Source organism: Staphylococcus hsinchuensis (genome assembly GCF_038789205.1).
Classification (GTDB): Bacteria; Bacillota; Bacilli; order Staphylococcales; family Staphylococcaceae; genus Staphylococcus; species Staphylococcus hsinchuensis.
In genome coordinates, this window is sequence record NZ_CP128355.1 from 197,432 (window position 1) to 212,480 (window position 15,049).

15 protein-coding genes and 1 pseudogene are annotated in these 15,049 nt (G+C 33.7%); 8 read left to right on the top strand and 8 right to left on the bottom strand.

All coding sequences use genetic code 11. The annotated features are described in order from the left end of the window. Positions 1–272 precede the first annotated feature (272 nt). Together QQM35_RS01115 and QQM35_RS01120 are read right to left on the bottom strand one after the other, a co-directional pair. Positions 273–1,219: pseudogene (locus tag QQM35_RS01115) on the bottom strand (LCP family protein). Positions 1,220–1,290: 71 nt separating this feature from the next. Next, positions 1,291–2,085: an inositol monophosphatase family protein gene (locus QQM35_RS01120; RefSeq protein WP_251942542.1), complete on the bottom strand. Its 795-nt coding sequence runs from the start codon at positions 2,083–2,085 to the stop codon at positions 1,291–1,293. Positions 2,086–2,515: 430 nt separating this feature from the next. Here QQM35_RS01120 and QQM35_RS01125 point away from each other — a divergent pair, with 430 nt between their 5' ends. Next, positions 2,516–3,208, top strand: coding sequence for a helix-turn-helix transcriptional regulator (locus QQM35_RS01125; protein ID WP_251517846.1), 693 nt, complete (start codon positions 2,516–2,518; stop codon positions 3,206–3,208). A gap of 28 nt (positions 3,209–3,236) precedes the next feature. Here QQM35_RS01125 and QQM35_RS01130 read toward each other — a convergent pair whose 3' ends face one another. Beyond that, positions 3,237–3,968 carry a CPBP family intramembrane glutamic endopeptidase gene (locus QQM35_RS01130; RefSeq protein WP_251517843.1) on the bottom strand — a complete coding sequence of 244 codons (732 nt, stop codon included), beginning with the start codon at positions 3,966–3,968 and terminating at the stop codon, positions 3,237–3,239. A gap of 140 nt (positions 3,969–4,108) precedes the next feature. On the opposite strand from QQM35_RS01130, the gene QQM35_RS01135 reads away from it, so the two are divergent. The 5 genes from QQM35_RS01135 to QQM35_RS01155 all read left to right on the top strand — a co-directional run bounded on the left by QQM35_RS01135 (position 4,109) and on the right by QQM35_RS01155 (position 8,854). Further along, positions 4,109–4,438 (top strand): hypothetical protein, encoded by a 330-nt coding sequence (locus QQM35_RS01135; RefSeq protein WP_342610429.1) that lies wholly within the window; start codon positions 4,109–4,111, stop codon positions 4,436–4,438. Between the two features lie 104 nt (positions 4,439–4,542). After that, on the top strand, positions 4,543–5,601 hold the full coding sequence (locus tag QQM35_RS01140) for a MupG family TIM beta-alpha barrel fold protein (protein WP_251517837.1): 1,059 nt from the start codon (positions 4,543–4,545) through the stop codon (positions 5,599–5,601). 4 nt (positions 5,602–5,605) lie between these two features. Next, a complete protein-coding gene (gene murQ / locus QQM35_RS01145; RefSeq protein ID WP_251517833.1) occupies positions 5,606–6,496 on the top strand; it encodes an N-acetylmuramic acid 6-phosphate etherase in 891 nt (296 codons plus the stop codon). Between the two features lie 40 nt (positions 6,497–6,536). After that, positions 6,537–7,976, top strand: coding sequence for a PTS transporter subunit EIIC (locus tag QQM35_RS01150; protein ID WP_251517830.1), 1,440 nt, complete (start codon positions 6,537–6,539; stop codon positions 7,974–7,976). A 2-nt stretch (positions 7,977–7,978) separates the two neighbouring features. Next, positions 7,979–8,854, top strand: coding sequence for a MurR/RpiR family transcriptional regulator (locus QQM35_RS01155; RefSeq protein WP_251517827.1), 876 nt, complete (start codon positions 7,979–7,981; stop codon positions 8,852–8,854). Positions 8,855–9,012: 158 nt separating this feature from the next. Here QQM35_RS01155 and QQM35_RS01160 read toward each other — a convergent pair whose 3' ends face one another. Further along, the gene (locus tag QQM35_RS01160; RefSeq protein WP_251517824.1) at positions 9,013–10,443 is read right to left on the bottom strand and encodes an alkaline phosphatase; all 1,431 of its coding nucleotides are present in this window, start codon (positions 10,441–10,443) and stop codon (positions 9,013–9,015) included. Between the two features lie 236 nt (positions 10,444–10,679). Beyond that, on the bottom strand, positions 10,680–12,074 hold the full coding sequence (locus QQM35_RS01165) for an amino acid permease (RefSeq protein WP_342610430.1): 1,395 nt from the start codon (positions 12,072–12,074) through the stop codon (positions 10,680–10,682). A 338-nt stretch (positions 12,075–12,412) separates the two neighbouring features. Here QQM35_RS01165 and QQM35_RS01170 point away from each other — a divergent pair, with 338 nt between their 5' ends. Together QQM35_RS01170 and QQM35_RS01175 are read left to right on the top strand one after the other, a co-directional pair. After that, positions 12,413–12,772 (top strand): hypothetical protein, encoded by a 360-nt coding sequence (locus QQM35_RS01170; RefSeq protein WP_251517818.1) that lies wholly within the window; start codon positions 12,413–12,415, stop codon positions 12,770–12,772. Beyond that, entirely contained in the window at positions 12,769–12,945 is a 177-nt protein-coding gene (locus QQM35_RS01175) for a hypothetical protein (protein WP_251517814.1), read from the top strand. Before QQM35_RS01170 ends, QQM35_RS01175 begins: the two co-directional genes overlap by 4 nt. A 94-nt stretch (positions 12,946–13,039) precedes the next feature. Here QQM35_RS01175 and QQM35_RS01180 read toward each other — a convergent pair whose 3' ends face one another. The 3 genes from QQM35_RS01180 to QQM35_RS01190 all read right to left on the bottom strand — a co-directional run bounded on the left by QQM35_RS01180 (position 13,040) and on the right by QQM35_RS01190 (position 14,978). Then, positions 13,040–13,231 carry a hypothetical protein gene (locus tag QQM35_RS01180; RefSeq protein WP_251517811.1) on the bottom strand — a complete coding sequence of 64 codons (192 nt, stop codon included), beginning with the start codon at positions 13,229–13,231 and terminating at the stop codon, positions 13,040–13,042. 6 nt (positions 13,232–13,237) lie between these two features. Beyond that, the gene (locus tag QQM35_RS01185) at positions 13,238–13,882 is read right to left on the bottom strand and encodes an HAD family hydrolase (RefSeq protein WP_251517808.1); all 645 of its coding nucleotides are present in this window, start codon (positions 13,880–13,882) and stop codon (positions 13,238–13,240) included. 181 nt (positions 13,883–14,063) lie between these two features. Further along, a complete protein-coding gene (locus QQM35_RS01190) occupies positions 14,064–14,978 on the bottom strand; it encodes a bile acid:sodium symporter family protein (RefSeq protein ID WP_342610431.1) in 915 nt (304 codons plus the stop codon). Between the last annotated feature and the right edge of the window lie 71 nt (positions 14,979–15,049).

Genomic DNA, 15,049 nt, shown 5'->3' on the forward strand with positions numbered 1-15,049 from the left:
CTTCTTAATTCGATGTCAGCCACATCACTTATAAAAAGCCCCACGCTTTTAAGTCATGTTATTTTTATTGTATAACTAAAATGATTTAATGTTAAGATATTTTACGTTATTCCCCTTTTTCTTTATAGAAAGCATTTGACTACCATTTGATTTTCTTTATTCATCAATAATAAAAAAACCGCCCCAAAAGATTGTTTTAATCTTTTGAGGCGACTTTTCACTAGGATTGATATCCCTGACTTTAGTAATTAATTTATTTTATATTTATGCCTTTATTGGTTTAAATTGTCATTAATCGCTGATTCAATTTGACTCAACGAATCATCACTCGGAACGTAATAGTATAAACCATCATTTTGGATACCACCTTGACCTTCTAATAGTTGTTTATGGACATTTTTATTGGCGTTTTTATAATGGTTACGCACTGTATATAATTCACTTAATTTAAGATCTGTCTTCACGTTTTTTTCAATTTGTTTCGTCAAATCATTGAAATGTGTGATAGAACTTGTGCTTGTCATTTTGTTTGCTAATACTTGGATTACAAGTTGTTGACGCGCTTGGCGACCAAAGTCACCACCTGCCCCATTCTCTTTACGACTTCGTAAAAATGCCATCGCCTCTTTACCATCCATATGTGACTTTTCACCTTGGGTAAACTGGTAACCTTTATATGAGAATGTCGCGTTACTTGTGACATCGATGCCACCCACTGTATCAATCATTTGTTGCATACCGTCCATGTCAATCGTAGCATAATGATCAATTGGGACATTTAGTAATTTCTCAAGTGATTTAACTGCCATGTCAGGTCCCCCGTATGCATATGCATGATTAATCTTTTCTGTGGAACCTTTACCAACTATTTTAGCTTGCGTGTCTCGTGGAATACTTACCATTTCTGTTGTTTTTTTCTTAGGGTTAATGGATAGCACCATAATTGTATCACTTCTTTGCCCAGCGCCTTGTGCATTACGTTCAGCATTTGAGTCTACTCCAAATAAAGCAATCGTAAATGGATCTCCATCTTTCAAGTTAACCTTCTTATCTCGCAAATTCGATTTATCTCTATCGAGTGGTTGATGTATTGCATCACCTACTGCAAATAGTTTATATCCAATATATATATCACTGCAACAATAACTAAGATGAAGACTATACCTAGTAACCATAATATTATTTTTTTCAATTTTATCGGTCTCCATTCTATATTCAATTAAGATAATTATATAGTAATTATAGTGATTGAACATAGTACCTTAGACCTATTATTGTATCGAAGTACAATTACGATTTAGCATATCCTCCGTCTGAATTCATAATCTCTAAAATGTGTTCGTGGCATGCTGTATTACTAATAATAAATGGTCCAGCTGTAGAGAAATCTAATGGTTCATTATTTAACGTAGTCATTTTCAATCCTAATTCTTTCGCAAATAAAAATTGAGCCGCAATGTCCCATGGTTTTGGATTTGTATTGATATGTGCACCAAATTGTCCTTTGATCACTCTAAGTGAATCAAGTCCACACGAACCTATAAATCTAAAGCTAAAAGCTGAATCAAATAATTGATGCAGTGTGGCATCATTCAATACTAATGCATTGAATGAAATAATTGCATCTTCAAGATTTAACTTTTCAGGAGGCGTTAGAGGTTCACTATTAACATATGCTCCGTTATCTTTTACAGCTTTGTATAACTCACCTTTAGGATAATCATAAATATATGACAACATCGGTTCCCCATCGACGAAATAACCTAAAATGATACAGTAGTCATCTTGTTGCTTTACAAGGTTCGTCGTACCATCAATTGGATCCATGACCCACACGTGACCTTCTTTAGGTTGAACGTCAGCGTTTGATTTTTCTTCAGCAAACAATTGATGTTCTGGGAAATGTTCAGCTAAATATTGCTCAAAATTTTGTTGAATTGTTTTGTCTACATTTGTAACTAAATCAAAGCGATTTTTCTTAGTGCTCGTTACCATTTCTTCTATGAGTTTCGGAATGATGTCATCGAGCGTAGCAAACCATTTATTTATTGCATTATCTATATCTTTTAATTGTTCCACTTTCATGTCTACACCTCATTTTTTTATTTTGAGCTTTCTATGTAAATAATCGCCTTCATTCTATCATATGTAATGAAACTTACATATATAGATGTTAGGATTCACTTATAAAAAGTACGTCCCAAAAATAAAATGAACTACAAAAAAACCGACTAGCTTAGCTAGCCGGCAAATAGAAAGGAAAGTAAGTAATAAATATTGAAGATGTTTGATATAAGTAACTTGTACGAATACATGTAAACAAAACTATTTAAAATAGCCTACCCCTTTGTCATCTATTCGTAACCCCCTTGTTACTAACTATATAGTATCACATATTTTCACGTAATGTAAGCGTTTTCTAAAAAATATTTAGAAAAAACTTTCTAAATATCGTCACAAAAGCATTTATGCTATACTAAATGTAATATGTAATCATTCGGGAGGTGACTTTCTGATGAATAAACGAGAGCGACAAAATAAACTCGTACAAGCTATTCAAAAAAATAGACAGATAACCGCTACGGAATTAGCACAAAATATGAAAGTATCCAAACGCACCATTTTAAGAGATATACAAGATTTAGAAGATCAAGGTGTAAAGATATTAGCTAAACATGGTAAACTCGGTGGCTATCAATTACGAGAAACACAAAGTAGCTACTCAATCGAACTCACAGAGAGTCAGTTGTCTGCTTTATTTTTAGTATTAAATGAAAGTCAATCTTACTCGACTTTACCGTACAGAGAAGAAATTCAAGCAATTATAAAAAAATGCCTTAACCTTCCATACACAAAAATGAGGCGCACGTTAAAAAAGTTAGATCGATATATTAAGTTCGACAACCATCACCAACCAGATTTACCTGAAATTTTTTCAGATGTATTAATTTATTGTACGGAGAGAAATGTGATGTCTGTCGAGTACCAACAAGATAATCAAACATATACGGAAAACATTATATTTATAGGATTACTTTGTAAAGACGGTATTTGGAAAGCTGTTATCTTTGAAATTGGTTTAGGTACTACTAATGAAATTCCAATTACTGCTATTCAAGATATCGCTTATTCTTTCGAAAAAACGATAAAAACCCAAGATATTACAATTAGTAACTATCACCAATTTTTAAATCCAACTGAAAGTTAATAAATCAGTTGGATTTAACTACGCAATATTAGAAGAAAGCACTTATCACAAAAGCTACAAAGTTATTCAAAGCATGTATAAACAGACTTGCACCTAGCTTTCTTCCTGATTTTAAATATACTAATACCAATCCAGAGGCTAATATGATGTAACTCCCAAACTCTAATGGAGAGTGAGCTCCTGTTACATGTATCAGAGTAAATAATACTGCTGAAACCACGCCCATTATATAGTAATTAAATATTTTTCCCAATTCTCCAATAATCAAGTGTCTAAATATAAACTCTTCAATCATTGGCGCTGCGATAACTACAAATATAAAAGTAATCGGTAAAAATGTTGGATTATCAAATAAAACTGATAACTTTAATTCATTTTGTGTTTCGTTAAACTGCATTTTTCCCGGCATAAATTGTATCAACGCATTATAACAATACGTTAGAACATACAATCCGATAAACACAATCACTAATAATACGATATGTTGTTTAATATACGATAATTGATATCTAATACAACGCACAAACTCATCAATACGTTCAAAATGTATGAGATAAATACTCAATATCACAATAATATATGACATCAATTGAATAATTGCCCCAAACATCACTTCTTGTTGTTTAGAAATTTCACCTACAAAGTATAAACGGTAGCCCATGCCTAATAACGATAATATGATTAAGCTCACTATTAAAATCGGTATTGTTAAAAAATCATAACCATTTAATTTTTCAAACTTTTGTTTCCATGACGTCAAATTCATTCCCTCTCTCACATATCTCTTTCTAATCAACTTCTATGCATTTGTACAATAATACATTCACAATTATATCGCAATTAACAGTATTTATAATATCTATGATGGATATTGTATTTATAAATGAAAGGAAGAATAGAATGTATCAACTAGAATATCACCAATTAGACCAAAATATTACGCAACTACTCAATCATTTCGAACTTTATAAATTTGCAATTATTACTGATGATAAAAATAAGCATAAATATCAAACACAAATTCATCAATTCGTCGCTACCGATTTAAACTATTTAGAAAAATCAAACCTCTGTAAACATTCGCTCATACACTATCAATATTTCCAATTTCTAACTGAGCAACACAGCCACCCCATCGTTGAATTCACTGTAGGTAATACTGCAGGTCATATCACTACATTACAAAATCGACTTCACGAAATACGCAAACTATTATCTGTCTTTTTGTAACATTATTTCATTTTATAAAAATTTAAAATAGTAAATTGTAATACTATTTCATATATTGTATAATACATATGAAAACGATTACATTTATGTAGGAGTGATACGAAGTGCATGGTTTTTCAATTTATCTCGGTAAACCGTTCGATAAAGCTTATGCTAAACAAATGGTTGAATTAGGGTACACAACAATTTTCACATCTGTACAAATTCCTGAAGAAGACGAACAAACAAAATATCACTATTTTACAGAACTACTAGAAGAACTAGCCACTTATCAAGTGACGTATATGATAGATATCAACCCTGATCTCCTGAATGAACGATTTTTTAATATATTGCAACGTTATAATACTGCGCAATTTATTATACGTATTGATAATAAGACCTCCACGCAATCCATCGATGCAATCACATTACGCGGCTATCAATGCTGTCTTAACGCAAGTATTGTAAGTGAAGAGTTACTATCTGAGCTCAAACAACAACTTCAAGACTTTTCAAAGTTATGTTACTGCCATAATTACTACCCTCGTCCTGATACTGGTCTAGCGGAAACGTTTGTTCAACAACAAAATGAACGCATCTTGCATCACAATACTCAAGCTGACATCTATGCATTTGTTGCAGGTTCTGAATATAGAGGACCACTTTATAAAGGATTACCTACATTGGAATCGACTCGAAAGATTCATCCTATCGCAGCAGCACAACGTTTAAAAGATACGAATGTGGAACATATTTTAGTTGGTGATCCGTACCTTACACCTGAATTAGCGGAACAATTAATGCAATATTTACAAAACAGACACTTTACCATCTCTATTCAACTCACAGATGACCAAGTAGCGTATATTGTAGAACAACCTCATTCAGTAAGACCTGATAACCCACAACATGTTATACGGTCTCAAGAATCTCGTCACTATTGCAATAGTGAGATACAACCTAAATCAAATCAAACAAGAGCAAGAGGCGCAATCACAGTAGATAATCACCTCAATGGTCGTTACCAAGGTGAATTACAGATTATAAAACAAACTCTACCTGCGCATCCAAATATCAATGTTATTGGTCATGTAATACAACGAGATGTTGCTTTGATTGATATATTAAGCCCTTCAGATACATTCGATTTTAAAGTTAAAAAGGAAGAGATTAAGGAGTAAACAAATGAAACATTTAACAACAGAAACAAGAAATGAAGCTACCATGCATTTAGATGAAATGTCTATTCAACAAGCTTTGAAAACAATGAATCAAGAAGATCAACGTGTCTCACAAGCTATCAACACTGCATTACCACAAATTGCAAAGGTTATTGAAGTAACTACAACACAATTTAAGAATGGAGGGCGCATCATATATATAGGTGCTGGAACGAGTGGGCGTTTAGGCGTACTCGATGCCGCAGAATGTGTACCTACTTTCAATACAGACCCTGGTGATGTTATTGGTATTATCGCTGGAGGTTCACGTGCTATGACAGAAGCCGTCGAAGGTGCCGAAGATGATGAAATGCTTGCTCAAACAAACTTAAAAGAAATTGAACTGAATAATAAAGATGTCGTCATAGGTATTTCCGCAAGCGGTCGCACACCTTTCGTTAAAGGTGGTTTATATTATGCAAAACATTTAGGCGCACATACTGTTTCAATAGCTTGTAATACCAACACTGAAATTAGTGAAAGCGCTGAATTTCCTATCGAAGTTGCTGTAGGACCAGAAGTATTAACAGGTTCAACACGATTAAAAGCAGGTACTGCACAGAAGTTAATACTCAATATGATTTCAACACTAACAATGGTAGGAGTAGGTAAAGTTTATGACAATCTAATGATTGATGTTAAAGCCACAAATCAAAAGCTTGTCGACCGATCAATTAGAATTATCCAAGATATTTGTGATATTACCTACGAGCAAGCACAGAAGTTATATGAAACTGCCCGCTCAGACGTCAAAGTAGCAGTTGTCATGCATTTATGTGATATCAATCGAGAAGCTGCTCAAGAAAGATTAAAACGTAACAACAATATCGTTAAACAAGCAATTAAAGATCAATAAACCAATATATTACATATTTTAAATAAAGGAGGTCATCCATATGACTAAAGAACAAAGATTAGCTGAAGATATTATCAAGGCAGTCGGTGGCATGGATAATATGGATAGTGTAATTAACTGTATGACGCGTGTCCGTATCAAAGTGCTAGATGAAGACAAAGTCAATTATGACAATCTCAAAAGCACTGAAGGGGTTATGGGAGTTGTTAAGGACGAGCGCATTCAAGTTGTTGTCGGCCCTGGAACTGTGAATAAAGTAGCCCAGCATATGTCTGATTTAAGTGGTGTTAAATTAGGCGAAACTATTCCTCATGATAAATCAGATTTCAAGACGAACGCTGAAGAACGAGCGAAGAAAAATAAAGCAGCAGTTAAAAGTAAGCAAAAAAATGGTAAGTTTAATCGTGTATTGAAAGTAATCGCCAATATATTCATTCCATTAATCCCCGCATTTATCGGTGCTGGATTAATTGGAGGTATTGGTGCTGTCTTAAGTAACTTATTAGCAGCTCACATGATTTCCGGAGCATGGGTCACTCAATTAGTTACCATTTTTAACGTAATTAAAGATGGGATGCTAGCCTATCTTGCTATTTTCACAGGTATTAATGCAGCCAAAGAATTTGGAGCTACACCAGGTTTAGGTGGTGTAATTGGTGGTACGACATTACTCACTGGACTCACTGAGAAGACAGCTATTACAAACATCTTCACTGGCGAACCTCTACAAGCCGGTCAAGGTGGTATTCTCGGAGTTATCTTTGCAGTATGGATTTTAAGTATGATTGAAAAGCGATTACACAAAATTGTGCCTAACGCGATTGATATCATCATTACCCCTACTATTTCACTATTAGTTACAGGTTTGATGACAATCTTCATATTTATGCCTATTGCTGGCTTTATCTCTGACGGTTTGGTTTCAGTAATTAATGGTATTATAAATATAGGTGGTATTTTTAGTGGTTTCATTATAGGCGCTTTCTTTTTACCACTTGTTATGGTAGGATTGCATCATATTTTCACACCAATTCATATCGAAATGATCAACCAATCAGGTGCGACGTACTTACTTCCGATTGCAGCGATGTCTGGCGCAGGTCAAGTAGGTGCCGCATTAGCACTATGGGTACGTTGTAAGAAAAACACTACTTTACGTAATACGATTAAAGGTGCTTTACCTATTGGTTTCTTAGGAATTGGTGAGCCATTAATCTACGGTGTAACATTACCATTAGGCAGACCTTTCATCACTGCATGTATTGGTGGAGGTATCGGTGGTGCTGTCATCGGAGGTATTGGACATATCGGAGCCAAAGCGATTGGCCCAAGCGGTGTTTCATTGTTACCACTTATCTCGGATAATATGTATCTAGGTTATATTGCAGGCTTACTTGCCGCTTATATAGGTGGTTTCATCTTCACTTATTTCTTAGGTACGACAAAAGATATGAGAGAAACTGATAGTTTAGGGGATTGATGATGACCAACGTTTTATACAAGATAGATAGCCAATATTCACAATTTACAAGAACTGAAAAGAAAATTGCAGATTTTATATTAAATGCACCACATAAGATTATAAATATGTCAGTTCAAGATTTATCTGAAAAAATAGATACGAGTACGGCTTCAATTGTACGTTTTAGTAGAAAAATTACAGGGCAAGGTTTCCAGGAATTAAAGATAGCCATTTCCCGTTATTTGCCTGAAGATACAATTAATAATAACCATATGGAATTAATGGTGAATGAATCTGTTGATGCGATTAAATCAAAAATGTTAACAAGAGCCAAAGATACGATGAATTTCGTATCAAACCAAATCAATAGTAAAAATATCGACGAAATTTGCGACATATTAAAACATAAACGTACTATTTTTCTATTTGGATATGGTGCTTCATTCATTATAGTCACGGACTTATTTCAAAAGCTATCTCGTGTAGGTCTGAACGTCCGATTATTACAGGAAACACATCTGTTTATGACGACATTAGCCACACATGACGAAAGAGATTGTATTATCTTCGTTACGAACCAAGGTAATCATAGCGAAATGATATCCATGGCAAGAGTTGCAAAGGATTATAATATTTCACTTATCACAATTTCGAGTGATGCAAACAATCCTATCACTCAAATTTCAGATCATACGTTAATCTATGGTCAAACTGATGAAAACGAATTGCGTATGGCAGCTACAACTTCTCTGTTTGCACAATTATTTACAGTTGATGTATTATATTATCGCTATATCGCATTAAATTATCAAACAGCACTCGATTCAATCACACAATCCAAAATGGCATTAGACAATTATCGTAAACATCTATCTACTATACGCTTCAAACATTAAATTTTGTATGAACGTCAAAACTATTCAGAATAAATATAAATACAAAACACTCAGTTAGTGATTTTTAATGAAATCAAAACTGAGTGTTTTTATTATAAAGAAAAAACGTACTGACTGTTAATAGCCAGTACGTTTTTTGAACTTATTGTAGTTAACGATTATTTAGCTGAGTTTCTGAAGAAGTCAAAGATGTTTTTCGCATCGTCAGTATCGTCGATGTTACCTTGGTATCTATCGCTACCAGGACCGAATGCGTAAGTATTTACGTCTTCACCAGTGTGACCGTTAGTAGTCCAACCAGTGTGTGATTCATCGTTAATTGGCTTTTGGATAGCGTCTTGTAATTTTTGTAATTCAGCTGCATAGTCTTTATCGTCTTCGTTGTATTTCTTAATGTTTTTAGTTTGTTTCTTAATTGCTTTCATATCATCTTTAGATAATTCGAAACCATAACCTTCGTTAATTACTTTCTCAGGATCTTTACCTTTAGCAATTTCTTGAGTCATGTAAGAACCAGAATGTTTCATTTTCTTGATTGCATCTGGGTTCCATTTGTAATCTTTACCTTTAGCGATTGAAAGACCACCAGTTGAATGGTCAGCTGTTGCTACAACTAATGTATCAGGATGTTGTTTAGCATAGTTCATTGCGTAGTCGAATGATTTTTCGAAACCTTGCATTTCTGACATTACACCAGTGATATCGTTAGGGTGACCTGATTTATCGATTGAAGCACCTTCTACCATTAAGAAGAAACCTTTATTATTTTGTTGTAAACGGTTGATTGCACTGTCAGTCATGTCTACTAATTTAGGGTTTTTAGCTGGTGCATCGATTTGTAATGGCATGTTCTCATCAGAGAATAAACCTAATACTTGGTTATTTTTAGAATTTTGTAATTGTGTTTTATTGTTTACGATGTCGTAACCGTCTTTTTTGAATTTATCAGTTAAGTTTCCGTTTTCTTTACCGAAGTATTTAGCTCCCCCACCAAGAAGAACGTCTACTTTATGTTGACCATTGATTGTATCATTGTAGAATTGTTGAGCGATTTCATCTTTTTTGTCACGGTCATCAACGTGTGCTGCATATGCTGCTGGTGTAGCATCTGTGATTTCAGCAGTTGAAACTAAACCAGTTGATTTACCGTTTTCTTTAGCTTGTTCTAATACTGTTTTAAGTTTTTGTTTGTTACCATCAACACCGATAGCACCGTTGTATGTTTTATGTCCTGAACTGAAAGCTGTTGCTCCCGCAGCTGAGTCAGTTACGTTTTCATCTGGATCATCAGGGTTTGTACGTTGTGTCCCTACTAAATAATCATCGAAAGCTGTTTTTTCCATTTCTTTCGTTTCTGGTTTATCTTTGAAGTAACGGTAAGCTGAATTATAAGAAGGTCCCATACCATCGCCAACCATGAAAATTACATTTTTAGGATTTTTAGTATTTCCCATGTAAGTTACGTCTGAATCATTCCCTGGTGCTTGACCACCTGCAGAAGCGTGAATTGTTTGAGCTCCACCAAATGCTGAACCTAATACGATTGCACTAGTTAAAGAAGCTGTTGCAAACTTTTTGTACATTTTCATTAATTAAAACCCCTTTATGTATTAATTATTACAAATAAAATTATAGTACATGAACGTTGAGGCAATTTTGTAATATAGTAAATTTTATGTAAACTGTAGATAATTTTAAAAATCAATCGTCTTTGTTATGTGTATCATCTAAAAAAATAGCTATAAACAATAGTACCTATAGGCACTACGTTTATAGCTAACTTACAAAATGTAATATTTAAGTGATCATTTAAATATAGACCTAATTATTTTAATATTTGTTCGTCTTTACTTAACTTATGATAGCCTTTTATGAAATAAAATGCTGTCATAAATAATAAAAATACAATTCCGATTATAACTGAAACGACAGTTTCTTTATTGAATAACATTCCAATTAGCACAATGATAAAGAAGATCATTGTCACAAGACTTGTCGCTCTTCCTCCAGGCATTTTAAACGTATGCCCTTCAATTTTTTCAGGATAATGCTTTCTAAATCTCATATGACTTATTAATATCATAAACCACGGCACCATTCCTGGTAAGATTGAAGCACTGTAAACATAGACGAAAATACTATCCGCACCTTTAATAAATAAAGGTAAAATCACATTTAATAATGCACCAATCAATATTCCGATTGAAATCGCTAATACTGTCCAAAGTGGTACACCATTTTTCATTACTTTCGTAAAGACTTTAGGTAGATGACCATTTTTAGATAGTGTTAACATCATACGACTTGCACTAAAGATACCTGAGTTACATCCTGACATGGCAGCTGTTAATACAACAAAGTTTATTAAACCAGCAGCGAATGTAATACCTACTTTGGCAAATGTCGCAACGAATGGACTACCAATATTACCTAAATCATTCCAAGGATAGACGGTTACAATGACGAATATTGCTCCGATATAGAAGATTAATATACGCCAGATAACACCGTTGACTGCACTTTTAATATTTTTTTGAGGATCTTTTGTTTCACCGGCAGTGATACCGATCAATTCAACCCCTTGATATGAACCAATTACAATTGATAATGCAAAGAAGAAACCTAACCATCCGTGTGGCATAAACCCACCATGTGACCATAAGTTCGATAATCCAATTGGGTTACCGCCATTACCGAAACCAAAGAAGATTAATCCAATACCAGCGATAATCATTAAGATAATTGTTACAACTTTGATCATTGCAAACCAAAATTCAAATTCGCCGAAAGCTTTAACTGAAACTAAGTTAGCTCCAGCTAATAACAGCACGACAATAACACCTGGGATCCACTGTGGTAAATGTGGGAACCAGAAATTCATATATTCACCGACGGCTATAACTTCACTCATTCCAACGACAACCCATTGGAATATATTACTCCATGCTGTTAAATAGCCTGCGACTGGATGTATGTAATCTCCTGCGAAATTAGCAAATGATCCTGAAGTAGGTGTTAAATAAACCATTTCTCCCATTGCTCTCATAACTAAAAATATAAATAAACCTGCAATTAAATATGCAAAAATTACTGAAGGCCCTGTCCATTTAATTGTACTTGTTGCACCCATAAACAGACCGACACCAATTGTTCCACCCAATGCAATCATTCGCATTTGGCGAGCACTGAGTCCCCTTTGTAACTCATTATTATCATTCATTTTATAAACCCCATCTCTTTCTTATATCAGTCCATATTCATTAATCACTTGTCATGTCGTTATTGTACTATAAATCTTTAAAATTTAAACAATTTTTTGAAAAATGTAAACGATTACATGTACAATTGTATTTCCTATTTAAACAAATCGTCATATTTGAATAAAATTTTTATGTATTTTTACTTTTTAATGGTTAATTTAGTCATTCGTTATTGACCCTTCATAAAAGTCTTACAGCGCACTAGTAATGAAATAGTTCCATTCGTTCAACTACAAAAATATAATGTCTATGTATGATTATGATATAATCTATATAAGATTTACTTAAGGAGTTATTTATGAATAAAACTTTAACCCAACGAACAGTTATACTTTCAATTCTGTTTGGCTTATTCTTTTGTATATTTAGTTACTTTAGTGAGAGTCACGCCTCTATCGGTAACGTCATACTTAGAGGAATCATAGCCACAATTGTCTTTGCGTTGTTATATTACACTTTATTTTCAATATTAAATTCGCCAGAGCGTAAATATAAATTTGGAATTACGATCCCTATTTGCCTATTGCTAGCAATATTACTTACCGCAATTTTTTCAGCTATAAAAGTTGGTATCATTGTAGGACTTATTATCGGTGTGCTTGCTGGTTATATATGGGAATGGATAGAGAAACGCAAATCAGGTGGTGATCGACAATGAATATGGTCATAGGTCTTATATTAATCGTGTTATTAATATTGAGTATAATTCCAAACTTCAAAAAGTACCAACAAGCTAAAGCGAACGGTGAAAAAACAACACGTTTTGCAATTATGTTTGGGATAGATACTATTTTACTTATATTAATCTTAATCGCGTTATTCTATAAATAGATTGAATATCATAATGAGTTTGGAGGCAGTAATAAACGTGCCTCCAAACTCATTTTTTGTAAAAAATATAATGGCTCCTTTTGCCTCATTACTTTTAGTAAAATCTTTTCAATACCAAATAATAAACTAAACCAGCAAACACAAGATACGCCATTGTCTCTATTAAAAAATAATTAAATTGAGATTGAATGGTTTTATTTTTATCAAATTTCGGTCCTAACCATAATTTACTTATTGCTAAAATCAATGGTCCACTTAAGAAGAATAAAATAATATATCCATTCATATATGATTAACTCCCACTTTTTTCAAAATACTTCTCGATCATTTCATCTGCTGATAAATCTTTATCTGTATACGCAATTGAACTAAAGTCTTGTTTAGCTGTTATCTCGTTTGTATTAATGATGACATCTAATCCTGCATTTATTGCAGCAGTAGCTCCATTGACTGAATCCTCAATTGCTAAACAGTTAACTGGATTGAAATTCAAACTTTGAACGGCAGTTAAATATGGATCCGGTTCTGGTTTGATCGCATCTACATCTTCTCTACCGATGACTACCTCTATATACTCATCTAAATTCAAACGATTAAATATAGGCATAATATCTTTACGATAACTACTCGTCGCAATGGCCATCGGTATATGACGCTTTTTACAAAATGCCATTAACTTTTGGATATCCTCATTTATCGGTAAAAACTCACTTGATTGATGATGTTCTTTATATATTTCCTCTTTTCTTTCTGTACCAAGTTGTTCCTCTAAATATGTATGTAATTGCGTTGCAGCTCCTCCGATTGATTGTTTATAGAAATCTAATGATATCACTGGTTTATTGTATTGCTGTAAATGATGATTGATTGTATCAAATAAATGTTGTTCAGTATCAACAATCGTACCATCAAAATCAAATATAACTGCTCTATACATGTCTCATCCTCCTTTATAGCATTATTTAACTGCTTATCTTTCATTGTATATGAATAATAGAGTCTGAGACAGAAATAGGTGTCTCAGACTCTTTGTAAATTTAGTAGGACTTTGAAATCTTTATTAGAAAGTTCAATTTCTATCCCACTCCCAAAAACATATATCTAACATTTCGCTTAAATTATCGTTTATTCCAATATTTCGCTAATATCGGTCCACTAATATTGTGCACTAAACTAAATACTGCGCCAGGCACAGCTGCTAATGGACTAAAATGTACAGTAGCTAGCGACACTGCTAAGCCAGAATTTTGCATACCTACCTCTATTGAAACAGCCTTTTTATCAGGGCGTTTAAGTTTGAAGACTTTCGCTAAAGTATATCCTAACGTATACCCTACTACATTATGTAGCACCACGACTACAAATATAAGTAAACCTGTTTCTAAAATCTGTGATTTGCTTCCACCTACTACAGACGCCAATATGAGTGAGATAGAAACAACTGAGACAATAGGTAAAACATGTGCCGTTTTTTCTGCTAAGTTTCGGAAGAGTTTCTGTAAAATTAATCCTAGTAAAATTGGAATCAATATAACTTGTACCACTGACCAAAACACACTCATAAATGACACATGCAACCACTGATGTGCAAATAAATAAATTAAAAATGGTGTGATAAACGGTGCTAGCAACGTAGAAACACTCGTTATTGCTACAGACAAAGCCACATTAGCATTTGCTAAATAACTCATCACATTACTCGATGTCCCACCTGGACAACATCCAACAAGTATTACTCCTATCGCAACTTCTGCAGGTAAATGGAAGAGTTTCGCTATTAAATACGTAGCGATAGGCATAATTGTATACTGTAAGATCACCCCTATTATGACTGCGCGGGGTGCTTGAAAAACAATTTTGAAATCTTGTGGTTTGATGGTTAACCCCATTCCGAGCATAACGATTCCAAGTAAATACGGAACCCATCCACTTAATTTGGCAAGCTCATTTGGAAACACAAAACCAATAAATGCTGCAACTAACATCCATACTAAAAATGTATTAGTTGCAAAACGACTTACTTTTCTTAACATCTTTCCCCCTCATTTCTTCTATATATCTATAAAGGGAAATGTATCACACTTTAATAGCAGAAACAATATAG